The organism is Burkholderia sp. HI2714, assembly GCF_002223085.1.
Classification (GTDB): Bacteria; Pseudomonadota; Gammaproteobacteria; order Burkholderiales; family Burkholderiaceae; genus Burkholderia; species Burkholderia lata_D.
This window is the reverse complement of the sequence record NZ_NKFM01000055.1, coordinates 1-25,851: the sequence shown is the minus strand read 5'-3', so window position 1 is coordinate 25,851 and position 25,851 is coordinate 1. Positions and strand designations below refer to the sequence as shown.

Genomic DNA, 25,851 nt, shown 5'->3' with positions numbered 1-25,851 from the left:
ATGCTGACACTGCAGGAATTGACTGGCGCAATCATTCAGCGTGTAGAGGGGCGGTATGACGTGTGTCCCAGGGACGTAACGGAGCTTATGCTGCCTGAGGTCGAGTGCGACTCGCATGTTGTTCGGCTCAAACGCTCACATATGGAACGGGCGGGCTGGCGGACAGTTCTGCTCATGGAGCTCCCATTAACGGCCCTGCAGGCGGCCAATCAATGGGCTGCCGATGTCCGGGATGTGCTGCCGGAGCCAGAGACTGCAGACCTCTATATGTTTCTGATGATCAGCGGTATTGCCAAGGATGATGCAGCTCGTATTGAGACTGATGACAGGTTTTGCCGCAAGGTTGTTGTGCGTGAATCTGAAGCGGCTGGTGACTTTCTTAACCGGACATTCTTGGCGGCCTTGGATCCGGCTGGCGATGACGAGACACTTAGCGATCCTTTGGTGTCGGCGTTGAACACACTGTCCATTGCGCACCCTTGGTCGGCTCCTCACATTGCTGCCTGGAAAGCGCAGCTTCTGACCAACCCAAGCGGAGCGGATGTGGTGCGTGTCCTTACCGATTCGCTGAGTGAAAGCGAGGTTCAGTCGTGAGCACGTTGAATTCCATCACCCTGTCGAACCTGCGCAAATTCGGGTCTGACGTCACGATCGAGCTGAGTCCCGGAGCGACTATTTTGCTCGCACCCAATGGTACCGGCAAAACAACAGTATTCGAGGCGATCGAGTTTGGCCTAACCGGGAAAATCGCGCGGCTCCGCGACGACCTTACCCACATCATTCGTGATGATCAGGCTGCAGCGACAGTCAGTCTGAACTTCTCTGAGCTAACTGCGACATCACGCGTGACTGCAGCGGGCAAGGTTAGCCAGGACGGAGACTTAAGCAGCGTCTTCCCTAATGTATCCGAAAATGACGTCCCATTCTTGCTGCGTCTAACCCACATTTTAGATCAGAGGGAGAACGGGTGGATCGTCAATGCGGAGGAAAAAGAAGCAGGATCACAGCTCGCCAAGCTGCCGATCGGTAGCGATGGCTCTAAAGCTCGCGCCACCCTTGCTGCTGTGCGACGCTCGCTGACGGAGCAAAAAAACCGTGCGGAAGAAGCGCTGATTGGGCATAAGACTGATTTGAACGAGTGGATTCGTCTACTTCAGGAGCGTGACATTGCTGCTGCCGGTGCAGTAGGTGCATTACGCCCGCGCGATCGAATTGCTGACATGCTCTCTGAAGCTGCAAACCAGACGCAAAGCCTGAGCCAGATTCCACCCGGGTTGTTGACCGGACCTATAAGCCAAGAGGGGCTGGCGATTGCACACTCCGCACTGTCCGAGATTTTGCAAGGAAAGGTTGACAGGGTTCGGACGCATATCTCAAGCCTCGCATTGGTAAATGATCTTGTTGAAAGCTTCGTTTCGGCGCAGGAGCAGCTTGAAAAGCTCAATGAAGACCTCACAGCGGCAAGTGACGCGTTTGAGCGCCACACAACTACAAGGGCTCAAGGCAGTGCCGCATTGCAGGAGTATCAGGCCAGTATCTACTCTGCACGGCAAGAGCTTACTAGTATCGGGCAGCAACTTGAGCGCCTGATTGGAGAAAAAACTGCCAAACAGGAAATCGTTCACCGTAATGATGCGTTGACGTCAGCGATTGCTGTCCTGCGTGAGGCTGAAAAAGATTCTCGCGTACTTCGCGAGCAGCATGAGCACAACCAACGCGTTCGTAATCAGCATGCTCAGATTGACGCCCAGCTTCAGGGCATCAGTCAGACTGAGCATCTCCTGGACGCGGCTCGACTAATGCTTGCCGACTGGCAGGCCACTGAGCAGCGGATCAGCGAGGTTGTTCAGCGAATCACAGCTCTCGAAGTGCTCATCGATAAACAGACCATCAATCGGGATGCCGAACGTGCGTCGTATGAGACGCGTAAGGTTGCGGAGGCCAGTGCCCGATCACACTATGAGACGCTCAGTTCTTCCGCCGATGCAATCCGTCAGGCTGTTGCATCCATAGCGAAACATCTTCCCGCTGACCAAGATCAATGCCCGCTTTGCTTGGAGCCGCATGGTGCAGCCGAACTTCAGTTCCGTGTGGCTCAAGCCCTTGATGCGATCAATCCTAGTTTGACCTCAGCTGAGCAGCAATTGCGGGCTGCGGTGGAAGCGTTAACGGCCGGTGAAATCGCGGTTGAGAAAGCGCAGCAAGCACTAGACCTCAGTCGAGGAGAGTTGGGTGCTTTGGAGTCAAGCCGCAAGGAACTGGGACGGCAAGTTTCGCAGTTTCGTACCGATCCGATTTTGGCTAGTGACTCGCTTTCGTTGGCAAGGGAGACACTCAGACAGCAACTTGATGGCATTTCTCCTGCCAAAAAGCGTTTGGCTGATCAGCGAGCGGCGTTGGACGCTCTTCCTACCCCTGAAGCCTTTGAACAAACTGAGAGAGCATTCAACTCGGCACAGCACATGCTTGACTTGGCCCGAGTTCAACAGACCGAAGCGGCCACGCGACTGGATCAAGCAGTCATCGCACTGGCCACGCTCACCTATGGGGAACCGCCGGTTCGTACGATAGAGCAACTCACTGCAGCAAAAGCTCAGCTGGAACAGCAGATCAGCGATCTAAACGGTAAGGTCGGGACTGTGCAATCCGCCCTAGAAACCCAACAGCATCAGCTGCTTGAGTCATCGGCCGTTGTCAAGAGGATTGAGGAAGAAATCAGAAGGGTTCAAACTCGCCTTCTTCAATTCCGGGCAAGCTGGCAAGAGCTGGAGTTGACCGGTGACCCACTTGCGGAGGCTGCACAGGCCCGTGAAGCGACGCTGCACGCTACGTTGACGCTCCTTGAGGGCTATGTTTCAGCACTCGAAGGTATTGGGGTAGAAATCTCTGCTTGGTCCAAGTTGAATGAATCACAACTGGCCCAGCGGCTGATTGATGCTCAGCGTCTTGACCGTTCAGAAGAGGTCTTCGAAGCTTTCCTCAATGACAGCATCAATGCGGCGCAATCCAGCTTCTTGCGATTGACCTTGATCTCGGAAGCGATGGATTTGCTGGACGGCTCACTCAAGAAAGAAATTGAGAACGTTCAAAAGCATGTCGCCAAGGTGGTGCCCCGCTGGCAAGCGCTGCTGAAACGAGTCGTGCGGGAGTCCAGGTTCCACGAGGCAAGCCTGAAGTTCTTCAGCTCATATAACAAGGATCGTGCTGGTGTTTCTGTACCGCTTGGCAATAAAGCGGTACCAGTACCTGATATCGCGAGTGAGGCACAGCTGGCGGATCTTCAACTGACCTTCCTACTCTCAATGGCCATGAGTCATCAGTGGTCTCCTTGGAAAGCACTGTTGTTGGATGACCCGACGCAGCACCACGATCTGGTGCATGCCTCTGCTGTTTTCGATTTGCTGCGTGACTACATAGTTGATCATGGTTTCCAGGTCGTGATCGCTACCCATGACGCTCTGCAGGCACGTTACTTCCTGCGCAAGCTGCAAAACGACGGAATTGATGCCAAGATCTGGACGCTCGTGCCGACTGAAAATGGCGTCACTGCGCAAGCGGGGAGCTCGAAACAGCGCATTCAATAATGCAGATATTTTTACGGGCGTCGATTTAAGTGCTCGCTGAGCGCGAGCAGCCTTACAGTGCGGCAGCCTCAGGAAGAGGAACAGGCATAAGCATCAAGGGCCGCTTCGCGTGGCCGTTGATGCTGGATTGCTGTTTCCGCGAGAACACAACTGAGAGCGGGCGCTATTGCGGGCACCGTGTTCATGTTGATGTTCACCTTTAACTATTGTCACGACCGCTGTACGCGGAGGGACCCGCGCAACCGCGAACCCTAACCCGCGCGCGCTTTCACAACCTTCCCCCGCTGCAACACATATTCAACGCGTTCCCCCTGACCGGCCACCACCCCGATATCCTCGAGCGGATTCCCATCCAGCACGACCAGATCCGCGATCGCTCCCGCCGCCACGACCCCAAGCTGCCCCTGCATGTTGACGATCTCCGCCGCGACGGTCGTCGCCGACCTGAGCGCTTCCAGATTCCCCAGCACCTCGGCCCGAATCCGAAACTCTCCGCTTTGAAATGCGTGCATTTCCCCGAGCAGATCCGACCCGAACCCCATCTTCACGCCGGCGTTCGCATAGATTTCGAGCGATTCGCGTCCTTTCTGCTGAACGGAAGCCACCTTTGCCACCGAATCGGGCGGCATCCCGAACTCCGCACCGTGTTTGGCAAGCGCGTCATAAGTGACAAGCGTGGGCACCACAAACGCGCCATGCTCACGCATCAGCTTCGCCGCAGCCTCATCCACAAGATTCCCGTGCTCGATCGTCCGCACGCCGCATCGCACGGCCCGCGCAATCGCCCGCCCCGTATACGCATGCGCCATCACATAAGTATTCGCGGCCTCGGCCTCGTCGACGATCGCGCGAATCTCGTCCTCGGAATACTGCGTGTTGGCAATCGGATCGGTCGGCGACGCCACGCCACCTGACGCCATGATCTTGATCTGCGTCGCGCCTTTCTGAATTTCTTCACGCACGGCAAGCCGCACACCTTCGACCCCGTCCACCACCCGAGCGATCGCCCCCGTCCTGAAACAGCAAGAACAAGGCTCCAGCAAGTCCCCGCGCGGCCGAAAGTCCCCGTGCCCGCCCGTCTGCGACAACGCTTTACCCGACGGAAAAATCCGCGGCCCCGACACCAGCCCGGTTTCGACCGCCTGCATCAAGCTCCAGTCCGCGCCGCCTGCATCGCGCACGCTGGTGAACCCACGCGACAACATCGCATCGAGAATCGGCAACGACCGAATCGCCGCAAGAATATTCGGCTGCGTCGCATTCGCGCCGAGATTCGCATTCGAAGCCAGCACGTGCACATGGCAATCGATGAACCCCGGCATCACGGTCTTGCCGCGCACGTCGATCACCTGCGCATTCGGAAAATCCACCGGCCGATCGGTGACTTCGACGATCCGGTCGCCGTCGATCACGACATGATGATGGTCGAGCAGCACGCCCCGTTCGAGATCGAGGACGTTGCCGCCTTGAAGCACGGTAATGGTCATGGAGAGAGATCCTTATCGATTGACGGAAGCGGCCCGCTTGGCGTCCTTCACGAAACGCGTCCCGATGAAGCTGACGGCCGCCGCGAGCGTCACGTAGAAGGCCGGCGCCATGTTGCTGCCGGTGCGGGCGATGAGCCACGTGATCAGGAACGGCGCGAAGCCGCCGAAGATCGTGACCGCGAAGTTGTAGGCAACGGATAACCCGGTCGACAGCACCTTGGTCGGGAACAGTTCGGCGAACGCCGCGAGGATCGGCCCCGTGTAGGTCGCGATCAGCACGCCGAACACGGCCTGGAACACGATCAGCGACGTGAACCCGGGCGCGTGGTTGATCCACGCGAACATCGGCCACGCGAGCACGAAAATGGCGAGCGCCGATCCGGACAGGAACACGCGTCGTCCCCATACGTCGGCGAGCCGGCCGACGATCGGCGAGCAGCACATGATCATCAGTCCGCCGACCATGCCGGCCGCGAAGCCGGTCGATTGCGGCAGGTGCAACGTGCGCACGGAATAGGTCGGCATGTAGAAGAGCAGCACGTAGGTGCAGACGGTCCACAGAATGACCATCGAAAAGCTCGCGAACGTCTCGCGCGGGTAGGTGGACAGCACTTCCTTCAGCGGCGAGCTCTCCTTTGCCTGCGCTTCGACGGCACTGAATGCGGGCGTCTCGTCGATATGGCTGCGGATGTAGTAGCCGACGGGCCCGACGATGATCCCGAGCAGGAACGGCAGCCGCCAGCCCCAGCTATGCAGCGCCTGCGTGTCGAGCGACGTCGTGACGAAGGTGCCGGTCGCGGCGCCGAGCAGCACCGCGAAGCCGATGCTCGACTGGATCCAGCTCGAGTAGTACGCGCGCTTCTCCGGCGGCGCGTATTCGGTGAGGAACGCGGTGGCGCCGCCCATCTCGCCGCCGGCCGAGAAACCTTGCAGCAGCCGCGCGACGACGATCAGCAGCGGCGCGGCGATACCGGCCTGTTCGTAGGTCGGCGCGAGCCCGATGAGCGCGGTGCCGGCGGCCATCATGAGGATGGTGAGCGACAGCGCTGCCTTGCGCCCGACCTTGTCGGCGTAGACGCCGAGCACGATGCCGCCGACGGGCCGCATGAAGAAGCCGACGCCGAACGTCGCGACGGTCAGCAGCACGGACGTCAGTTCGTTGCCGGTCGGAAAGAACAGTTTCGCGATGATGACCGCGAAGAAGCTGTAGACGGTGAAATCGAACCATTCGAGGCCGTTGCCGATCACGGTCGCGACGATGGCGCGGCGGCGCTGCTGCACGGCCGCGTCGACGGCAGGCGCGGCGCGCGGGGAAAGCGTTCCTTGCATGGTCTCTTCCTCTATCGGAATCAGAAGACGGGACGGCTGCCCCGCGTGAACCCATGCTAAGGACAGCGCGATTTTTTTCTGAAACGAAAGATTTGCATGCACGCATGCGCTGGACGCATGCATTGCGTGATGGATGGGTCAGGGCGCCGTCTGCCGCTCCGCCTGTTCGAACAGCCAGCGTGTGAACAGGCGTGCGGCGTGGTTCTGCGCGCGGTCGTTGGGTGAGATCACGTAATAGCCGCCACCGTGGCTCGCGGATGCCTCCGTCACGCGCACGAGCAGACCAGCCTCGATGCATGCATCGATCATGTAGCGCCAGCCGAGCGACACGCCCTGGCCGAGAATCGTCATCTGCACGATCTGCGGATACGAGTTGATGGTGATGTCCTGCGGCTGTGCCTTCTGCCGGTCGATGTCGTTCTGGTCGAACCATTCGGACCACGACATCCACTGACGCTGCCCGTCCTCGAGGCGCAGCAGCGTCTCGTTCGCGAGATCGGCCGCGGCGAGCGTGCGGCCGGCCAGGTAACCCGGCGCGCAGACGGGAAACACTTCCTCGTCGAACAGGCGGCGCGCGGTGTATTCGGCGGGCGCCTGCTGGCGCACGTAGTAGACGCCCACGTCGAACTCCGCCGCCGACATCGACGCGAGCCCGTCGCGCACGATCAGCCGCAGCTTGATGTCCGGATAGGCGGCGCGAAACTCGGGCAGGCGCGGCGTGAGCCACAGCAGCGCCACACCGGACGAGCACGCAATCGTCAGTTCGAGATCGCCGTAGGGTTTCATCACATCGTGCGTGGCTTCCGCGCATTGCGTGAGGAGATGGTGCACCTGCGCTGCGTATTGCTCGCCGGCGATCGTGAGCCGCAGCGAACGATGTTCGCGCACGAATAGTGAGCGGCCGAGGAATTCCTCGAGCTGCTGGATCTGGCGGCTGATCGCGCTTTGGGTCAGATGCAGCTCGGCGGCCGCGCGCGTGAAGCTCGCATGCCGCACGGCGGCTTCGAACGCGATGAGGCACTGAAGGGGCGGCAGGGGCGTGATGCGCATGGCAGCTTGGGAGGTCGAGGAGGCTGCCGATATGATACGAGCGGATCGAAAGGAAAACACAAGGAAGCAGGGTGCCCCAGTCACCGCATTCATGCGAAGATTGACCGCACAACACACTCGCCCGAGAACGACGTGACCCCATTCAACCCTGAGAGCAAACCGGAAGCCGCCCATCCGCCGTGGATGCCCGTCGCGATGGCCGAACTCGGCATCCGCCGCCATCCGCCCGGCAGCATCAACCCGCGCATCGTCGAATACAACAACCAGACGAACCTGGTCGGCTACGACGACAAGATTTCCTGGTGTTCGTCCTTCGTCAACTGGCGCATGACGCATGTCGGTATTCGTGGCACGGGTTCTGCGCTGGCGCGTTCGTGGCTTGAATGGGGGAGGCCGCTGGAACGGCCTGTCTACGGTTGCATCGCGATCCTGACGCGTGACGATCCCGCAAGCTGGAAAGGGCACGTCGGTTTCTACCTGCGTCACGACGACGAACAGGTGTATCTCTTCGGCGGCAACCAACTGGAAGAAGTGCGCGAACTTGCGTATCCGTTGAATGAAGTGATCGGCTACCGCTGGCCCGACGCCGCATGATCACAACGCTGAGCACACACAAAACCCCGAACACCGCGTAACCAGCTGCTGCTAACCTGTCACGCAACCGCATCGACCCACCCGGAGCCCGCCGGCGCATCAACGAGCCGCCGCCGGTCTCCGCACCCACAAGGAGCCAGCAGTGCAAACCGGTCATCTCCGTCTCTACGCGGATACGCAATACACGAGCTCTTACGCGATGTCGGTCTTCGTTGCGCTCGACGAAAAATCGCTGTCGTACGAACTGGTGACCGTCGACCTTGGCAACCGCGCGCATTTCGCCCCCGACTACGCGGCGACGTCGCTGACGCAACGCGTGCCGACGCTCGTGCACGACGATTTCGCGCTGTCGGAATCGTCGGCGATCACCGAGTATCTCGACGAGACTTTCCCGGGTACGCGGCTCTATCCGGTCGAGCCGCGCCAGCGCGCACGTGCACGGCAGGTGCAGGCGTGGCTGCGCAGCGACCTGATGCCGGTTCGGACGGAGCGGTCGACCGAAGTGCTGTTCTACGGGCCGTCGAGCGAGCCGCTGTCGAGCTTGGCGCAGGCCGCCGCGCAGAAGCTGTTCACGGCTGCCGACAAGCTGCTCGCGCCGGGCGCGGCGAACCTGTTCGGCGAGTGGAGCATCGCGGATGTCGACCTGGCGGTGATGCTGAACCGTCTGGTGCTGAACGACGATCCGGTGCCGCAGCGTCTCGCCGACTACGCGCGTGCGCAGTGGGAACGGCCGTTGGTGCAGCGCTGTGTGAAGCTGAAGCGGCCGCCGTTGTAATTCGCTATGAACGTGATCTGGCCGATCCTCATGGTGCTCCTGTTGGCGGCAGGCGTGTTCGTTGCGATCCGGTTCTGGCACAAGCTCATCACGCGTATCGTCACCGTGATCGTCGGATTGGGTATTGCGTGGATCGTGGCTTACTCGATTGCGTTGACGACGGTCCAATGTCTCGGATCGTGCGGCTGAAGAGCGGGGCGCCGGCAAGTATGGATGCCGGCGCCCTGTCGTGATCCCGCCTAGTTTTTCGCCACAGCCTCCGTTTCCGTCGGCGGCCCACCCGCCGCGTCATTCCTGCTCCACCCACCCCCAAGCGACCGATACAGCGCCACCGCCGCCAGCGCATGCTCGCGCTTGACCTGATTCAGCGAATCCGAATCTCGCAGATACACCTCCTGCGCGGACAGCACATCCAGAAAATCCGTCGCACCGCCCTTATAGAGCTGATTCGCCAACCCAAGCGCCTTGTCCGAAGCAGCCAGCGCGCTACCCAGCCTGCGCGTTGCCTCATCGGAGCTGACGAGATTCGCCCGCGCATCCTCGACTTCCCGCAACGCCTGGAGCATCGTCTGCCGCAACCCGAGTTCCGACTCGCGCATCCGGCTTTCGCTCTGCGAGATGTCGGCGGTAATCCGCCCCGCGTTGAAGATCGGACTCGTCGCACTCAACGCCGCACTGAACAGGTTATCGGTCAACGTCGGCAACCCGAGATAAGAAGCCGCCAGAATCCCGTCCGTCAGGTTCAACGAAAACTTCGGATACCGTTCGGCCTTCGCCACACCGACTTGAGCCGCCCGTCGCTCGACCTGCGCATACGCCGTCAGCACATCCGGTCGCCGCAGCAAGGCCTGCGAAGGCAGCGTCCCCGGCGAGCCCACCGGCGGCGCGGGAATCTCCCCAGCCTGCGCCAGCACGAGCCGGTCGACCGATTCCGGCGTCCGCCCCGAATACACCGCAATCAGATTGAGCTGATGCGCAATTTGCGCCTGCGTCGGCGGAATCCGCGCTTCGAGTGCATCGAGCTGGTTCTGCGCACGCGTGACGTCGAGCTCGGTCGACAGCCCGAACGCCTGCCGCTTGCGCGTGAGTTCGAGCGCATGCTGCCGGATCTTCGCGTTGTCCTGCAGGATCTTCAACTCCTGCTGCGCCCAGCGCAGATCGACATACGCGGAAGCCGCATCGGCCGCGAGTGCGAGCCGCATCGCATCCTCCGCATGCTTCTGCCCGACGAGCTCGGCTTGCGCGGCAAGCAGATCGAGCCGTTCACCGCCGAACACATCGGGTGACCAGCTCAACGCGAGCCCGGCACCCGCCTGCCGCACATAGCCGAGCGGCGGCGGCGTGTTCTGCCGTGCGTCGGCCGCATGCGCGGTCGCGTCGAGTTCGGGCAGCAGCACCGCGCGCTTCTGTACGGTCAATGCCTGCGCCTGCTTCACGCGTTCGGCGGCGGCCTGCAGATCGAGGTTGCCGTCGAGTACGGTGGCGATCAGCCGGTCGAGCGCGGGATCGTGGAATTGCGCCCACCACGCGGCGGCGTCGATGTCCGCGCGCGGCACATCGGTGTCCCATGCATCCGGCGCGAGCGTCCGAACCGAATCCTGAAGCGCCGGATGCTGCGCGGGCTGCACCGCACATCCTGCGGCGAGTGCGCTGACGGCGAGGGCGACGAGAAGTTTTTTCATGATGGTGATGACCTCAACCTCAGTGCGCGTCCGGCGGCGGCGCGTTCAGGGAAATGGGTTTGGAGAAGACGACCGCGAGCAGCGCGACGACGAAGCACAGCGACAGCGCGTAGTACGCATCCGCATAGGTGAGCGTGAGCGCCTCGCGATAGATCAGGTGATGCAGGTTCGCGAGCCCGGCTTGCGCGGTGTCCAGCGTGTTGCCGGCCACCGACGTCCAGTACGCGGCCTGCCGGTCGAGCAGCGATGCGATCTGCGGCTGGCCGGCGCTCACGTGCTCGTTCAGGCGCAGGTAGTGAAAGTTCAGCCGGTCGTTGAGCATCGTCGCACTCACCGCGATGCCGATCGCCCCGCCGAGATTGCGCATCAGGTTGAACAGGCCGCTCGCCGATTTCAGGCGCGACTGCGGCAAGGAGCCGAGCGCCATCGTCACGATCGGCGGCACGCTGAACTGCTGGCCGATGCCGCGCAGCGCCTGCGGCAGCAGCAGTTCGCGCCAGCCCCAGTCGTGCGTGATCGGCGTGTACAGGTAGCAGCCGAGCCCGAAACAGATCAGCCCGAACACGAGCAGCGCGCGCAGGCTGAAGAAGCGCGCGGCGAACGCATACGCACAGAGCGCAATCAGCTGGAACGCACCGACCGACAGCAGCGCCATGCCGATCTGCAGCGAGCTGAATGCACGCACCTGCGCAAGAAACAGCGGCGTCAGGAACACGGTCACGAAGATCCCGATGCCGGTCACGAACGACAGCAGGCTGCCGATCCCGAAGTTGCGCACGACGAGCGCGCGCAGGTCGACGATCGGATCCTTCGCGGTCAGCGCATGCACGATGAACAGGAAACCGCAGATGCCGGAGATCCATGCGCAGATCACGATCGCGTCGTCGCCGAACCAGTTCTTGCGCGGGCCTTCCTCCAGCACGTATTCGAGGCAGCCGAGGAAGCCGGACATCAGCATGATGCCGAGATAGTCGCCGCGCTTGATGAGGCTGAGGTCGGGTTCGTCGATGTGCACGTAGCGCGGCACGAGCGCGGCCACCGCGATGCCCGGCACGAGGTTCAGGTAGAACAGCCAGTGCCACGACCATTGATCGGTGATCCAGCCGCCGATCACGGGGCCGATCGCAGGAGCGAGCGAGGCAAGCGCGCCGATGGTCGTCGATGCGATCAGCCGCTGCTTGCCGGGGAACAGCACGAACGCGGTGGTGAACACGGTCGGGATCATCGCGGCGCCGAGCGCACCCTGCAGCCCGCGAAACAGGATCATCGAGTTGATGTCCCACGCGACGCCGCACAGCATGCTGGTGATCGTGAAGCCGACCGCCGATGCGGCGAACAGCCAGCGCGTCGACATCACTTTCGACAGCCAGCCCGACATCGGGATCACGATGATCTCGGCGATCAGGTAGGCGGTTTGCACCCACGACAGTTCGTCCTGGCTGGCGGAAAGTCCGCCGCCGATGTCGCGCAGCGATGACGCGACGATCTGGATGTCGAGCGTCGCCATGAAGAAGCCGACGCACATCAGCGCGAAGGCGAACACGCGCTGTTTGGTTGGTTGCGACGCGGGGTCGCCGGAAAACGCGGTGGTCATCGTCGTCTCCCGTTCAGCTTGCGTGGCCGGTGTGCACGGTCACGACCGCGGACAGGCCGGGGCGCAGCACGTGGTCGAGGCCCGGCTGCGGATCGAGATGCACGCGCACGGGCACGCGCTGGACGATCTTCGTGAAGTTGCCGGTCGCGTTCTCGGGCGGCAGCACGCTGAAGGTCGCGCCGGTGGCGGGCGCGAGGCTGTCGACGCGGCCGTGCAGTTTCGTGTTCGACGCATCGAGCGACACGTCGACGCGATCGCCGGCGTGCATCTTGCGCAGCTGGTCTTCCTTGAAGTTCGCGTCGATCCACAGCCCGGATGCCGGCACGACCGTCAGCAGCGGCACGCCGACGTTCGCGAGCATCCCGACGCGGCCCGTGCGATTGCCGACGTAGCCGTCGACCGGCGAGCGGATCGTCGTGTATTCGACGTTGAGCGCGGCGACGCGCTGCGCGGCGAGTGCGGTGTTCACGCGGGCCCGCGCATCGGCGAGCTGTGCGCCGAGCACGTCGAGCTGCCGCTTCGACGCGAGCAGCGCGGCGTCGCTGCGGTCGACGGCGGCGCCGGCCTTCGAGTAATCGGCGTCCGCGCGTTCGACGATCTGGTTCGACACGGCGTCGGATTTCACGAGCTCGCGGTAGCGCACGCGATCCGACGCGGCACGGGTCAGCTCCGCCGACGATGCATTCTTGTCGGCCGTGTGCTGGCCGATCACCGCATATTGCAATTGCTGCTTCGCCTCGAGTTCGGTCACGGCGGAGCGGGCGCTGTCGACTTCGGCGCTGGCCTGCGCGAGCTTCGCGTCGTAGTCGCGCGCATCGAGCTGCACGAGCACGTCGCCGGCCTTCACGCGCTGGTTGTCGGTCACGAGGATCTTGTCGACGAAGCCGTTGACCTTCGGCGCGAGCACGGTCACGTCGCCGCCGACATACGCATCGTCGGTGCTTTCCTGGAAGCGCAGCACGAACAGCCAGTCGAGCGCGGCGGCGGCGACGACGATGACGACGGCACCCACCGCGATGCGCATCCACGGCACGCGGCGCTGTTGCTTCGCGGGCTGGTCGAGTGTGGCTGCTTCACGGGATGAGGCAGCGGCTTGGGTCGTTTCCATCGATTCACCTATGTATATGCACTTATCAAAGCGACCGACAACGTGTCGTCGATCGGGGAAGGGGCTAGCGTTCCGGCAGGTTGTGCGTGATCCGGAACAATTCGTCTCTCAGGCGGGCCGCCTGCGCCGACCCGAACCGCTGCTCGAACGCTTCCTGCGCGGCGAGCCAGTGCACGTGCGCGTCGGCGATCTTCGTTTCGCCGTGCGCGGTCAGCGCGAACGTCTGGCGGCGGCATCGCGGCTCGATCCGGCCGGCCACCAGCGCCGCGCCGACGAGCGGCTTGAGCGCGCGCAGCAGCGCGGTGCGTTCGATCACCAGCACGGTCGACAGCGTCGCCATCGTCAAGCCGGGCCGGTCGCGCAGCAGCGCGAGAATGCTGTACTGCGACGGCGTCACGCCCGCCCGCGACAGATAGCGCTCGTAGAACTGCGAGATCCGGCGGGCGGCCTGCCGGACCGCGAAGCAATCGTCATCGGTGAGCGTCATCTTGTGCATGTACACATGTTAGGAGGCAATGCGGCCCGAGGCGAGTGGCGGGGCGCGATCAGATTGTTGTCACGGCTGTACCAATCGGCGTCAGGCTGCGGCCGGAACGATCCAGCCTTCGTGGTCGCAATAGGCGACCGTGTAGTCGATGAACGCCTTGACCTTCGCGGGCAGCAGCGCGCGGTTCGCGTAAGCCAGTTTGATCTCGACGAACTTGTCGACGAGATCGGCATCCGGGAGCAGTTGCACGAGCGCGCCCGACGCGAGTTCGGCCTGGACGAGCGTTTTCGGCACGACGCCGATGCCGAAGTCGTGCGTCACCATTTCGCGATTGAAGACGGGGCTGTTCGACGAGATGTCGAAGCGGAACGGCACGGTCAGCAGGTCGCCGTCGACGCGGAACGACAGCGCGGGGCGGCGCAGCGACGGTGACATCGGCACGAACGGATGGTCGGCAAGATCGGCCGGCGTGACCGGGCGCGAATGGGCGCGCAGGTAGGCGGGTGTCGCGACGATCACGAGCGGAATCCGCTCGATCAGCCGCACGACGGTCGATTCGTTCGTCAGCATGTACGGTACGACGATCGCGATGTCGTAGCCTTCGCCGACGAGATCGATGGGGCGCTCGGTCAGCGTCACGTCGAGGCGCACCTGCGGGTGCGCAGCCTTGAAGCCGGCAATCAGCGGCACCAGCCGGTTCAGCGTGGCCGTCGTGTGCGCCACGAGCCGCAGCAGGCCTTCGGGTTCGCGCGTCGGCGCCTGCGCTTCCGCTTCGAGCGAGTCGAGTTCGTCGAGCACGGCCGCGCAGCGCTCATAGATGCGCTCGGCCGTTTCGGTCAGCGACACCTGACGCGTGGTCCGGTGCAGCAGCCGGCTGCCGAAACGCGCTTCCAGATCCGCGACCGCGCGCGACACGACCGGCCGTGCGAGGCCGTGCATGTCGGCGGCGCGCGTGAAGCTGCGCATCTCCACCACCGACCGGAAAATCCGCAGCTTGTCGATGTAGTCCATGTCCGTCTCCTTGACGCGAGGGCCGGCCGCCGGCCTTGTTACGGCGAGTGTACATTGACTTTATGCATATGCACATATAAATTGCGAAACATGAACGACACCTCGATTGCCCAGGCGTGCAACTGTCTCGCGCTGCGTCAGGCGGCGCGCTTCGTCACGCAACTGTACGAACGCCATCTGGCCCCGGTCGGCGTCACGCCCGCCCAGTTTTCGATCATGGCGAACCTGACGCGTCAGCCCGGGCTGCTGATGAGCGAACTCGCCGATACGCTCGTGATGGACCGCACGACGTTGCTGCGCGCGTTGAAGCCGCTGCAGCGCGACGGGTTCGTTGCGACGGCCGCTTCCGAGCACGATACGCGTGCGCATGCGCTGAGCCTCACGAAGCTGGGCGAGCGCACGTTCGCTGAAGCGAAAGTCGCATGGCAGGCCGCGCAGGAGGAATTCGAGACGCAGTTCGGCCGCGACCGCGCGAAGGCGCTGCGCGACGAACTGTTCAGTGTGACCGCGGAACGCTAGCCGGCGGGCTGGCGGCAAACTGGAGCGGAATCCGAGCCATTGATCGCTTCACTGGCGTTCAATGGCGCAAATTGGTTTTGAAATTGTCCGGATCGATGGCGATCTGGACAGTTTTTATTTCCAGTTGTAGAGTTCCCTGACGGATTTCACGAGCCGGCGCCGCCGGCACGCGTCAGAGGAGCAAGCGATGCTGCAGTTGAGTGACCGCGACAGCGCCATGCTGCGCGGGGATTTCGGCGAGGGCGTCGCGCGCGCGATGCGGATCGTCGCCCGCACGGCGCACGTGATGTCCGCGCCGCACCTGATCGACATCACGTCAGCCCATATCGACGGCTGTCTTTACCACGGCCAGACCAGCCTCGACTTCGTCGAGTATTTCGTCGATACCGGCGCGAAGGTCGCGGTGCCGACCACGCTGAACGTCGGGTCGCTCGACCTGATCCATCCCGAGCTGTACCACGGCGACCGCACGATTCAGCGCGATGCGCAGCGCCTGATGGACGCGCATCTGCAGCTCGGCTGCGAATCCAGCTTCACGTGTGCGCCCTATCAGCTGAAGAATCGTCCCGCGAAAGGCGAGCAGATCGCATGGGCCGAATCGAACGCGATCGTGTTCGCGAATTCGGTGCTCGGCGCGCGGACGAGCCGGTATGGCGATTTTCTCGACCTGGCCGCCGCGATCACCGGGCGTGCGCCGTATGCGGGGCTGCATGTCGAAGCGAATCGCGCTGCGAGGATCGTGTTCAACGCACCGGATTTCAGCCGCCTGGCCTCGCGCGACATCTATTTCGCCGCGCTCGGGCTGCTGATCGGCAGGATCGCGGGCGCGGTCGTGCCGGCGATCGTCGGGCTGCCGGCGGACACCACGGAAGACGAACTCAAGGCGCTGGGTGCGGCTGCCGCGTCGAGTGGCGCTGTCGCGCTGTTCCATGCGGTCGGTGTGACGCCGGAAGCGCCCACGCTCGACGCCGCATTGCACGGGCAGGCGGCGCAACGGACGGTCGATGTCGCGATGGCCGATCTCGACGAGATTCGCCGCACGTTGAACCACGGCGCGGCCGGCGATGCGCTCGTCGCGGTGGCGCTCGGCACGCCGCATTTCTCGCTGGCCGAATTCCGCACGCTCGATACCTTGCTCGACGCGTTCGACGGCAAGCCGGCCTGCGATTTCTACGTGAACACGAGCCGGTTCATCCTGTGGGAGCTGGAGGAGGCCGGCCTCGCGGAGAAATTCGCTGCACGCGGCATCCAGATCGTCGTCGATACCTGCACGTACATCACGCCGGTGATGAAGCAACTGTCGGGGCTCGTGATGACCAATTCGGGGAAATGGGCGTCGTATGCGCCCGCGAACATCGGCGTGACGGTCGCGTACGGCAGCATGCGCGAATGCGTACGTTCGGCATACGAAGGAAAGGTGCGATTCGATGACTGAAGCCACGCGCAAGGGTTTGACGGGCGACACGCTCGTGCCGGGCAGCGCATGCGCGCGCCCGTTCGTGCTCGACAAGCCGCTCAGCTTCTGGGGCGGCTACGACTCGGGCGCGGGAAAGAATCGTCGATCGCGGGCATCCGCAGGCCGGTGCGAGCCTCGCCGGCAAGGTGATGGTGATGCCGCATGCGAAGGGCTCGAGTTCGAGCAGCAGCGTGCTGGCGGAAGCCGTGCGCAACGGCACGGGGCCGGTCGCGATCGTGCTGAAGGAGCGCGACCTGATCATCTCGATCGGCGCGATCGTGGCGGCCGAGCTGTATGCGATCGCGGTGCCGGTGGTGTGCGTGACCGACGACGTGTACGACGCGATCGTCGCCGCGACGGGGGAGGTGCGGATCGAGGCGGAAGAGGGGGACAGCGGCGCGCGGATTGATCTGGGCGACGCGGCGCGTTCGGCCTGACCGATTCGCGCGCGGCGAGCGCTCCGGCTCGCCGCATCCGAGCGCTACAGCTGCGACCCCTTCAGGTTGCGATGCACTTCGAGCGCATTGCGTTCGACCCAGTTGTGTTGAAGCAGCCCGTCGTCGCGCACGTGCCAGACGGCCGTGCCCGTCATGTCGATGGGCGACCCGCACGGCGCCGATCCCATGAACCCGTTGTTTTTCCCCGTCACGCGCCAGCGGCTCGCGACGCGGTCGCCCGCTTCGTTCTGGAACGTTTCGACGACTTCGAACCGGAAGTCGTCGATGCTCGCGAGGAACGCCGCGACCCACGTCTTGAATGCCGCGCGCGAGCGGATGACCACGCCCCCCGACGTGATCGCGAAATCCTCGGCGACGAGTGCGTCCACCGCGTCGGGGTTGCGCGCCTGCCAGACTTCCCGCCAGAAGTGCTCGACGATCTCGACCGAATTGCGTTTGCTCATCTTCCTGCTCCGTTGAAACAGCGTCATTGATCCGTTGCCTGCCGCGACTCGCGATCGAGTCCGGCTGACACGCAGTCATTGTGTGAACTTGCGAACAAGAAAACAAACGAATAATCTTTCTCGGATCTAGAAGATTATCGAATGGATGGGGCACGATGCTGGATCTGGATTTGCTGCACGCGTTCGTCGCCGTGGCCGAGACGGGCAGTTTCACGGCGGCTGCCGACGTCGTCGGCCGTTCGCAATCGGCCGTCAGCCAGAAAGTGTTGCGGCTCGAGGATGCGCTGGGCGTGCGCGTGTTCGAGCGCACGAGCCGCTCGCTGAGGCTGACGCAGGAAGGTGAGCGCGTGCTCGCCGGCGGGCGGCGGTTGCTGGCGCAGTACGACGCGTTCATGCGCGAATGGCGTGAGCCGCCGCGAGTCGAGCGGCTGCGGCTCGGCGTCTCCGAAAATCTCGTGCACGCGCAATTGCCGCTCATCCTGGCGCGCTTCGGCGAGCGCTTCCCGGCCGTTCAGCTGGAACTCGTCACCGGATCGAGCCAGGAACTCGCCGACGCGCATCGGGCCGGCCTGCTCGACGTGGTCTTCGCGCGGCAGAAGCAGGAAGGCGCGCCACTGCGCGGCCGCGTGATCTGGCGCGAGCCGCTGGTGTGGCTGGCCGCGAAAAACTACCGGAACGACCCGGGCCGCCCTGCGCGCCTCGTCATGATGCCGCCGCCTTGCGCCTATCGCGAAGTGATGACCGAAAGCCTGGATGCGGCACGCCGCGAATGGTCGGTGGGCTGCACGGCCAGCAATCTCGCCGGCGTGCAGGCCGCGGTGGCGGGTGGGTTGGGGGTCACCGCGCTGGGCAAGTCGTTCCTGCAGCCCGGCATGAAGATCCTGCCGACGTCCGCGCAATGGCCGGCGCTGCCCGCGTCCGAAGTCGCCGTGATCGGTGAGGGCCCGGCCACGCAGTCCGTCGTCGAGCCGCTCGTCGGCATGTTCGTCGAAGTCCTGACGGCGCGTTCGTCGACGAGCCTGGATGCGACGATCGAAGCGGATTAGCATGCGCTTTCCGGCTTCTGTCCCGTCAACCCGGCAGCCGCTTCACGATACGCACTCGGCGTCTGCCCGGCCCAGCGCCGGAACGCGCGCGTGAAATTGGCCGGGTCGGTGAATTGCAGCCGTTCGGCGATCGTCTTCAGGTCGAGATCCGACGCGGCGAGCAACTGCTTCGCGTCGCGAAACCGCGCTTCGTCGAGCAATTGCCGATAGCTCGAACCGGCTTCCTCCAGCCGGCGCCGCAGCGTGCGCGTCGACACGAGCAGCGCGTCGGCGAGCGTCTCCGGCCCCGGGTAGTCGTCGGCGCCGCGTGCCAGCTCCGCGCGCACGCGTTCGACGAGATCGCCTTCCTCCTGACGCACCTGCGCATACTCGCGCTCCACCTGCACGAGCGCCTGCCGGTGCGCGACTTCGTCGGCGAGCGGCAGCGGCCAGTCGAGTACGTCGCGCGCGATCCACAGCGCGTTGGCGGCGCAGCCGAATTCGACCGGCGGCAACTGATCGCGATAGCGCGCGAAATAGGGTGGCTCCGGCCACGCGAACTGCATCTTGATCGGCGGCGACGTGCGTCCGGCCCATTGCGAGATGTTCTGCGCAAGCCCGGTCAACACGAACTCGAACATCACGTGATGCTGCAGAACGGGGCTGGCCTGTACGCCGTGCAGTTCGAGCGTCGCGCCGCGTTCGTCTTCTTCATAGACCAGCCGATATTGGCGGTTGCGCATCCGGAAGTAGCGTTGCGTGACGGAGAGCGCTTCCCGGATGTCCCGCGCGGTCAGCGTCGCGTAGCCGAGAAAGCCGTGCACGGTCGGCTTCAGCAGCAGCCCGAACGCGAGCCCGATGCCCGGATCGCCGCCGATCTCGATCGCATTGAGCACGAGCCGCCCCCATTGCGACGGCGCGACGCGCGCGTCCGGTTCGGCCAATACCGCATCGCGCAGGCCGGTGCCGGCGCGCACGGCGGCCAGGTCGACGCCGCGCGCGGCCAGCGCCTGCAGCATCAGGCGCGGATAGGCGACCGGAATCGTCGGCCGGCGCAGCCCGAGGCGGTCCTTGGCGAGAGGGGAGGTCATGTCGTCTTGGCCGGAAATGACAAGCATTATGGCTGTTTGCCCCCTCACGTTCAAGGCGGCGCGCGCCTACGATGTCACGCATCGCTTACTGGCACGAATCGGCACGCTCATCATGACCACGACCTTTCCCCACCTGCTCGCACCGCTCGACCTCGGCTTCACGACGCTGAAGAACCGCGTGCTGATGGGCTCGATGCATACGGGCCTCGAGGACAGCCGCAAGACGCTGCCGCGGCTCGCCGAATATTTCGCCGAACGCGCCCGCGGCGGCGTCGGCCTGATCGTGACGGGCGGCTTCGCGCCGAACGTGGCCGGCTGGACCAAGCCGTTCGGCGGCACGCTGATGACGTCGGCGGCCGCGCGGCGGCATCGCGAGATCACGGACGCCGTGCATGCGGAGGACGGCAAGATCGCGCTGCAGATCCTGCATACGGGACGCTACGGCTATCACCCGTTCGCGGTCGCGCCGTCGAAGATCAAGTCGCCGATCTCGCCGTTCGCGCCGCACGAACTGAGCGCGCGCGGTGTCGAGCGGCAGATTCGCGCGTTCGTCCGCTGCGCGAAGCTCGCGCGTGAAGCCGGGTATGACGGCGTCGAGATCATGGGCTCCGAAGGCTACCTGATCAACCAGTTCATCTCGATGCATACGAACAAGCGCACCGACCAGTGGGGCGGTTCGTACGAGAACCGCATCCGGCTGCCGATCGAGATCATCGAGCGCACGCGCGAAGCGGTCGGCCGCGATTTCATCCTGATCTACCGGCTGTCGATGCTCGACCTGATTCCGGACGGCAGCGACTGGAGCGAAACCGTGCGACTCGCGAAGGCTGTCGAGCGCGCCGGCGCGACCATCATCAACACTGGGATCGGCTGGCACGAGGCGCGTGTGCCGACGATCGCGACGTCGGTGCCGCGCGGCGCGTTCGCGTGGGTGACGAAGAAAATGAAGGGCGAGGTCGGCATTCCGCTCGTGACCACCAACCGGATCAACCGTCCCGAAGTGGCCGAGCAGATCCTCGCGGACGGCTGCGCGGACATGGTGTCCATGGCCCGCCCGCTGCTCGCGGATGCGGAGTTCGTGGTCAAGGCCGCGCAGGGCCGTGCCGACGAGATCAATACGTGCATCGGCTGCAACCAGGCGTGCCTCGATCACGCGTTCAAGAACAAGATCGCGTCGTGCCTGCTGAATCCGCGCGCGTGCCACGAGACGGAACTGAAATACACGCCCGCCGCGCAGCCGAAGCGCATCGCGGTGGTCGGCGCGGGGCCGGCCGGGCTCGCATGCTCGACCGTGCTCGCGCAGCGCGGCCATCAGGTCGACCTGTTCGATGGCGCGGCCGAGATCGGCGGCCAGTTCAACATGGCGAAGCGGATTCCGGGCAAGGAAGAGTTTCACGAAGCGCTGAGCTACTTCGGCCGCCAGGTCGAGCTGACCGGCGTGAACCTGCACCTGAACCGCCGCGTCGACGCGAGCGACCTGATCGCGGGCGGCTACGACGAGATCGTGCTCGCGACCGGCGTCGCGCCGCGCGACCCGAAGATCCCGGGGCAGGACGGGCCGAACGTGCTCAGCTACATCGACGTGCTCGCGGGCCGGCAGCCGGTTGGCCGGCGTGTCGCGGTGGTTGGCGCGGGCGGGATCGGCTTCGATGTCGCCGAGTATCTGGTGCAGGAGGGCGAATCGCCGGCGCTCGACCTGGAGGAGTGGAAGGCCGAGTGGGGCGTGACCGACCCGGCCGCGACGCGTGGCGGCGTGACGCGTGCGCAGGTGACGGCGCCCGCGCGCGAAGTGACGCTGCTGCAGCGCAAGGCCGCGCCGCTCGGCAAGGGGCTCGGCAAGACGACCGGCTGGATTCACCGCGCGACGCTGAAGATGAAGCAGGTGAAGATGATCGGCGGCGTGAACTATGAACAGATCGATGCGCGCGGCCTGCACGTGTCGTACGGCGAGCAGCGCACCGATCACGAACTGATCGAAGCCGACACGATCGTGCTCTGCACGGGGCAGGAGCCGCAGCGCGCGTTGCTCGCGCCGCTGCAGGCAGCCGGGCGCTCGGTGCACCTGATCGGCGGCGCGGAACTGGCCGCCGAACTCGACGCGAAGCGCGCGATCGATCAGGGCTCACGGCTCGCCGCGCGGCTGTAACGGGCGGTCGCTGCAACGGCCACCGAGAAGGTGCGCCGCGGGGCGATGACCCGCCTGCGCGGCCGTTCGTGGCTCACCGTCTGCTGTACCGATTCGCCGGCGCAGGACTGAAACGAGCCGCCACGCCGGACGCGTCGCCACGCAACGTGGCGGCGCTACCCCGACAGGCCGTGGCGGCGATTGGCCATCATACGGCTCAGGCCGCTTCGGCCCGTTCTTCCTCTTCCGCTTCCAGCATCGCCTTGACGATCAGGTAGATGGCCGGCAGGTCGTCATCGTCGCGGCGCCAGTCGACCGGCTCCTCGACATCCGCGGCGACCAGGCGGCTGTCGCGCAGCCGGATGAACGCGTCGACGACGGCCGGATCGTTGCGGCTCAGGAAGCCGGCATTCGAGAATGCCAGCTCTTCGACGTTCAGCAGCGCCTGCCAGCTCATCGTGCGGACGGCCGCGGGATGGGTGCGGCGCCGCAGGCCGAGCGCCCGCTGCGCGGGGCCGCCCGCGACACGCTGCAGATCGACGACCGCCCGCTGCGCGGCGCGCTCAAAGTGGACGGGGTTGAAGCCGGGTTGCTCGGGATCGAATGCGGATGCCTGGAACATGGTCGCCTCACAAAAGTCCGTTCGTCTGTGAATGACGGAATTCGGGTCAAATGGTGCAAAAGCACTGTAAATATATACAGTGTTTGGCGCGGTTTCAAGCCCCGGATGAAGGATTTCGTGCGATGGCGATCGAAGCGGGCGCCCGCACCGGGCAGCGACCGCTCTACACCGCTGCCGCGATCGTCTCCCGCAACCACCGATGCGCCGGATCGCGATGCACGCGTTCGTGCCACAGCATCGACATTTCGTAGCCGGGCACGTCGACGGGCGCTTCCACGACACGCAGCGCGGGCACGTCGCGCGCCAGCCGCTCGGGCACCATCGCGACGAGATCGGTGCTGGCCACGGCCGACATCACGAACAGGAAATGCGGCACCGACAGCACGACGCGCCGCGTGGCGCCCACCTTCGCGAGCGCTTCGTCCGTCACGCCGATGAAGCCGCCACCGTCGGGCGACACGATCACGTGCTCGAGCGTGCCGAACTGCGCGAGCGTCGGGCGCCGCTTCAGCTTCGGGTGCCCGGCCCGGCCGATGAGCACGTAACGCTCGGCGAACAGCGGCAAGCGTCGCATGCCGGGCGGCGACGCTTCGGTCATATGGAAGACGAGATCGATGCCGTTTCGTTCGGTATCCTGCTCGATGCGCGGCGGTACCAGCTCGACCACGGCGAGGCGCGTGGCGGGCGCGGCCGAACGCAGCGTGTTCAGCGCGGGCAGCACGATCGTCGATTCGCCATAGTCGGTCGCGGCCACACGCCACGTGTTCGTCGCGGTCGCGGGATCGAACGGCGTGGCCGGAATCACCGCGCGCTCGACCGCTTCGAGCGCATCGCGCAACGGTTCGCGCAGCGCTTCCGCGCGCGCGGTCGGCCGCATTCCACGCGGCCCCGGCAGCAGCAGCGGATCGCCGAACACGTCGCGCAGCTTCTGCAATTGCACGCTCACCGACGGCTGCGACATGTTCAGTTTCTCGGCCGCACGCGTGACGTTGTGCTCGGCGAGCAGCACGTCCAGCGTGACGAGCAGATTGAGATCGAGTCGTCTGAGATTATTCATGGCTATACCTGGAATATCAGGAATTCATTTCAAATATACCGTTGGCGGCGGCATCCTGCTGTCATTCAATCAACGGAGTACCGAACATGAATGTGCTGATCGTCTATGCCCATCCCGAACCGCGTTCGCTGAACGGCGCATTGCGCGACTTTTCCGTCACGCATCTCGAAGCGGCCGGCCACACGGTGCAGGTGACCGACCTGTATGCGATGAACTGGAAGGCGGCATTCGACGCGGACGACGTGACCGATCGTGCGCCCGATGCGCGGTTCGATCCGTCGCTCGACTCGAAGCGCGCGTTCGCGGCGGGCACACAAAGCGAAGACATCGCACGCGAGCAGGAGAAGCTGAAGTGGGCTGATGCGGTGATCCTGCAGTTTCCGCTATGGTGGTTCTCGATGCCGGCGATCATGAAGGGCTGGTTCGAGCGCGTGTATGCCTACGGTTTTGCGTACGGTGTCGGCGAGCATTCCGATACGCACTGGGGCGATCGCTACGGCGAAGGCTCGTTTGCCGGCAAGCGCGCGATGGTCATCGTCACGGCGGGCGGGTGGGAGTCGCATTACAGCCCGCGCGGCATCAACGGGCCGATCGACGATGTGCTGTTTCCGATCCAGCACGGCGTGCTGTATTACCCGGGGTTCGATGTGCTGCCGCCGTTCGTGATCTACCGGACGGGGAAGATGAACGAAGCGCGCTTCGACGAAACGCGCGCGGCGCTCGGCAAGCGCCTGGACGAACTGTGGACGACGCAGCCGATTCCGTTCCGCCGGCAGAACGCGGGCGATTACGAGATTCCGGCGTTGACGCTGAAGGACGAAATCGTGCCGGGGAAGGTGGGATTTGCGGCGCATCTGGCGCACGAGCATGGATGATGCATGGCGCGGCCCGCGAGAGAACGCGACGCGCGGGCATATCGACACCTGCGCCCAAATGAAGTAGTTTCCGGTGACCGACACGATTCGTCTGCACAATAAGCCAACACGGTCTGCGCAGCGAATCGGTCTCGACGGAGAACAACAACGATGACTTTCGAATCACCGGGCCACGCAGAACCGATCGATGACAACCGCGCCGTCCTGCTGATCGAACTCGAAGCCGGCGGCTATCTGACGGAGGAGCAGGCGGCGCGCGTCACCCAGCGTCTGAGGGACGCGCCGGCCGAGCTTCCCGACACCGATTCCGCGCGCAAAATGCTCGACTGGCTGATCGCCGAGGGCTATACGACGGCGGACGCCGAAGCGAAAGCCACGCATGAACTGCTGGACGGCCACTATGCGACCGGCAACGCGAAACTCATCCTGCTGACGATGCTGGAGGAGATCGATCCGCCCCGCTTCAAACAGCGTCTGGAAGAAACGGTCGCATCGATGCAGCGTGAGCAAAAGAAGAAGCAGATGCTGATCGGCTTCGGCGTCCTGGCTGCCGCGCTCGCGGTGGGCGCCTACCTGTTGTGGCCCGCATCGGCGCCCGCGTGCGGCGCGTCGAGCACCACCAAGGCGCTGAATTCGCTGTTGTTCGACGCGCGCAGGGACATGATGCTCAAGAACCCGATGCAGATGCTCGAACAGGGCAGCAAGTCGTTTCCGCACGTCAGCAACCCACGTGAAGTCGGCTACGACGAGGCCAATCGGGCGCGCGGCTGCCTGACGGACGTGAGTATCGCCGACGAGCACGCGACGCTCGGCTATGTGGTCCGGCACGACGACAAGGACAAGAGCGCCTTTGTCGTGCAGACGTTCCCGCCCGAATACGTGACGGCTCGCTACAGTGCGCAGGGTCTCGATCCGAAGCTCGGCGCACCGCTCGGCCGCGACGTCATCAGCGCCGCTTTCATGGCGGGCGTCGCGCAACTCGACAAGAACGTGTCGGCGCGCATGCCGCGCTACGGCAAGCCGATGTTCGGCGACGACAAGCCGACGACGCTGACGAGCAGCGTGCTCGGTGTCATGCCGGCCGCCGACTGCAAGCAGATCGACGGCGACCACGTGTCGTGTCCGTTGCTGATCGATTATCGCGACCGGCTGCTCGGTGCGATCGGCGCGCCGTCGATGCTGCAGTTGAAGGGCGATTTCACGTTCGTCAAGGAGGGCAGCGGCTGGAAAGCCGCCGACGATTTCGACAAGACGCTGATGGAGGCGATCGTCGCGCGACGCGTCGCGAAGGTGTATGGCGACGACGTCGCCGACAAGATGGACGCGAAGAAGTAGGGCGCGCGGCAACCTGAGAACCTGTCCGCATTTTTGTGGGCGAGGCGGTTGAACAGCACGTTATCCGCGCGCCTGCATAAATCGCTCTCCGAACAGGATAGCAAACTGGTTCATCGCTGATTTCCAGTCGAAGGCGGACCGCAC

General features: G+C 64.2%; 23 protein-coding genes and 1 pseudogene. 12 read left to right on the top strand and 12 right to left on the bottom strand.

Going from position 1 to position 25,851, the window contains the following annotated elements:
- Positions 1-594 (top strand): ABC-three component system middle component 1, encoded by a 594-nt coding sequence (locus tag CFB82_RS29490; protein WP_089486326.1) that lies wholly within the window; start codon positions 1-3, stop codon positions 592-594.
- Positions 591-3,584: an AAA family ATPase gene (locus tag CFB82_RS29485; RefSeq protein WP_089486325.1), complete on the top strand. Its 2,994-nt coding sequence runs from the start codon at positions 591-593 to the stop codon at positions 3,582-3,584. Before CFB82_RS29490 ends, CFB82_RS29485 begins: the two co-directional genes overlap by 4 nt.
- Before the next feature lie 251 nt (positions 3,585-3,835).
- Here the strand turns inward: CFB82_RS29485 and CFB82_RS29480 are convergent, their stop codons facing one another.
- The 3 genes from CFB82_RS29480 to CFB82_RS29470 all read right to left on the bottom strand — a co-directional run bounded on the left by CFB82_RS29480 (position 3,836) and on the right by CFB82_RS29470 (position 7,450).
- Entirely contained in the window at positions 3,836-5,071 is a 1,236-nt protein-coding gene (locus CFB82_RS29480) for a metal-dependent hydrolase family protein (RefSeq protein WP_089486324.1), read from the bottom strand.
- A 12-nt stretch (positions 5,072-5,083) separates the two neighbouring features.
- Positions 5,084-6,400 carry an MFS transporter gene (locus CFB82_RS29475; RefSeq protein WP_089486323.1) on the bottom strand — a complete coding sequence of 439 codons (1,317 nt, stop codon included), beginning with the start codon at positions 6,398-6,400 and terminating at the stop codon, positions 5,084-5,086.
- A 138-nt stretch (positions 6,401-6,538) separates the two neighbouring features.
- A complete protein-coding gene (locus CFB82_RS29470; RefSeq protein ID WP_089486322.1) occupies positions 6,539-7,450 on the bottom strand; it encodes a LysR substrate-binding domain-containing protein in 912 nt (303 codons plus the stop codon).
- 183 nt (positions 7,451-7,633) lie between these two features.
- Here CFB82_RS29470 and CFB82_RS29465 point away from each other — a divergent pair, with 183 nt between their 5' ends.
- From CFB82_RS29465 to CFB82_RS29455, 3 genes are all read left to right on the top strand, one after another.
- A complete protein-coding gene (locus CFB82_RS29465) occupies positions 7,634-8,044 on the top strand; it encodes a TIGR02594 family protein (protein WP_089486321.1) in 411 nt (136 codons plus the stop codon).
- A gap of 142 nt (positions 8,045-8,186) precedes the next feature.
- Positions 8,187-8,819, top strand: coding sequence for a glutathione transferase (gene yfcF / locus CFB82_RS29460; RefSeq protein WP_089486320.1), 633 nt, complete (start codon positions 8,187-8,189; stop codon positions 8,817-8,819).
- 6 nt (positions 8,820-8,825) lie between these two features.
- Positions 8,826-9,008: a hypothetical protein gene (locus tag CFB82_RS29455; protein WP_089486319.1), complete on the top strand. Its 183-nt coding sequence runs from the start codon at positions 8,826-8,828 to the stop codon at positions 9,006-9,008.
- A 50-nt stretch (positions 9,009-9,058) separates the two neighbouring features.
- Here CFB82_RS29455 and CFB82_RS29450 read toward each other — a convergent pair whose 3' ends face one another.
- The 5 genes from CFB82_RS29450 to CFB82_RS29430 form a co-directional block, all read right to left on the bottom strand.
- On the bottom strand, positions 9,059-10,501 hold the full coding sequence (locus tag CFB82_RS29450; RefSeq protein WP_089486318.1) for an efflux transporter outer membrane subunit: 1,443 nt from the start codon (positions 10,499-10,501) through the stop codon (positions 9,059-9,061).
- A 19-nt stretch (positions 10,502-10,520) separates the two neighbouring features.
- Positions 10,521-12,095: a DHA2 family efflux MFS transporter permease subunit gene (locus tag CFB82_RS29445; protein ID WP_089447268.1), complete on the bottom strand. Its 1,575-nt coding sequence runs from the start codon at positions 12,093-12,095 to the stop codon at positions 10,521-10,523.
- A gap of 13 nt (positions 12,096-12,108) precedes the next feature.
- The gene (locus CFB82_RS29440) at positions 12,109-13,203 is read right to left on the bottom strand and encodes an HlyD family secretion protein (protein ID WP_089486317.1); all 1,095 of its coding nucleotides are present in this window, start codon (positions 13,201-13,203) and stop codon (positions 12,109-12,111) included.
- A gap of 64 nt (positions 13,204-13,267) precedes the next feature.
- Positions 13,268-13,699 (bottom strand): MarR family winged helix-turn-helix transcriptional regulator, encoded by a 432-nt coding sequence (locus CFB82_RS29435; protein WP_069250988.1) that lies wholly within the window; start codon positions 13,697-13,699, stop codon positions 13,268-13,270.
- An 81-nt stretch (positions 13,700-13,780) separates the two neighbouring features.
- Entirely contained in the window at positions 13,781-14,701 is a 921-nt protein-coding gene (locus tag CFB82_RS29430) for a LysR family transcriptional regulator (protein WP_089486316.1), read from the bottom strand.
- Positions 14,702-14,791: 90 nt separating this feature from the next.
- Here CFB82_RS29430 and CFB82_RS29425 point away from each other — a divergent pair, with 90 nt between their 5' ends.
- The 3 genes and pseudogenes from CFB82_RS29425 (at position 14,792) to CFB82_RS29415 (ending at position 17,113) form a co-directional block, all read left to right on the top strand.
- Positions 14,792-15,220 carry a MarR family winged helix-turn-helix transcriptional regulator gene (locus tag CFB82_RS29425; protein ID WP_069250990.1) on the top strand — a complete coding sequence of 143 codons (429 nt, stop codon included), beginning with the start codon at positions 14,792-14,794 and terminating at the stop codon, positions 15,218-15,220.
- A gap of 187 nt (positions 15,221-15,407) precedes the next feature.
- A complete protein-coding gene (locus CFB82_RS29420; RefSeq protein ID WP_089486315.1) occupies positions 15,408-16,655 on the top strand; it encodes an aconitase X in 1,248 nt (415 codons plus the stop codon).
- Positions 16,648-17,113 (top strand): annotated as a pseudogene (locus tag CFB82_RS29415) (aconitase X swivel domain-containing protein). Before CFB82_RS29420 ends, CFB82_RS29415 begins: the two are co-directional and overlap by 8 nt.
- Positions 17,114-17,157: 44 nt before the next feature.
- On the opposite strand, the gene CFB82_RS29410 reads toward CFB82_RS29415, so the two are convergent.
- Positions 17,158-17,577, bottom strand: coding sequence for an ester cyclase (locus CFB82_RS29410; RefSeq protein WP_089486493.1), 420 nt, complete (start codon positions 17,575-17,577; stop codon positions 17,158-17,160).
- A 155-nt stretch (positions 17,578-17,732) separates the two neighbouring features.
- Between CFB82_RS29410 and CFB82_RS29405 the strand changes: the two genes are divergently transcribed.
- A complete protein-coding gene (locus CFB82_RS29405) occupies positions 17,733-18,623 on the top strand; it encodes a LysR family transcriptional regulator (RefSeq protein WP_089486314.1) in 891 nt (296 codons plus the stop codon).
- On the opposite strand, the gene CFB82_RS29400 is transcribed toward CFB82_RS29405, so the two are convergent.
- Complete coding sequence (locus CFB82_RS29400) at positions 18,620-19,720, bottom strand: AraC family transcriptional regulator (protein ID WP_089486313.1); 1,101 nt, start codon at positions 19,718-19,720, stop codon at positions 18,620-18,622. The genes CFB82_RS29405 and CFB82_RS29400 overlap by 4 nt on opposite strands.
- Positions 19,721-19,805: 85 nt before the next feature.
- Between CFB82_RS29400 and CFB82_RS29395 the strand changes: the two genes are divergently transcribed.
- Positions 19,806-21,839, top strand: coding sequence for an NADPH-dependent 2,4-dienoyl-CoA reductase (locus CFB82_RS29395; RefSeq protein WP_089486492.1), 2,034 nt, complete (start codon positions 19,806-19,808; stop codon positions 21,837-21,839).
- A 196-nt stretch (positions 21,840-22,035) separates the two neighbouring features.
- Here the strand turns inward: CFB82_RS29395 and CFB82_RS29390 are convergent, their stop codons facing one another.
- Together CFB82_RS29390 and CFB82_RS29385 are read right to left on the bottom strand one after the other, a co-directional pair.
- Positions 22,036-22,440 (bottom strand): DUF2471 family protein, encoded by a 405-nt coding sequence (locus CFB82_RS29390; protein WP_039344831.1) that lies wholly within the window; start codon positions 22,438-22,440, stop codon positions 22,036-22,038.
- Between the two features lie 163 nt (positions 22,441-22,603).
- Positions 22,604-23,497 (bottom strand): LysR family transcriptional regulator, encoded by an 894-nt coding sequence (locus CFB82_RS29385; protein ID WP_089486312.1) that lies wholly within the window; start codon positions 23,495-23,497, stop codon positions 22,604-22,606.
- A gap of 86 nt (positions 23,498-23,583) precedes the next feature.
- Here CFB82_RS29385 and CFB82_RS29380 point away from each other — a divergent pair, with 86 nt between their 5' ends.
- Together CFB82_RS29380 and CFB82_RS29375 are read left to right on the top strand one after the other, a co-directional pair.
- Positions 23,584-24,372, top strand: coding sequence for an NAD(P)H-dependent oxidoreductase (locus tag CFB82_RS29380; RefSeq protein ID WP_089486311.1), 789 nt, complete (start codon positions 23,584-23,586; stop codon positions 24,370-24,372).
- Positions 24,373-24,522: 150 nt separating this feature from the next.
- Positions 24,523-25,707, top strand: coding sequence for a hypothetical protein (locus CFB82_RS29375; protein WP_089486310.1), 1,185 nt, complete (start codon positions 24,523-24,525; stop codon positions 25,705-25,707).
- The last annotated feature ends 144 nt before the right edge of the window (positions 25,708-25,851 follow it).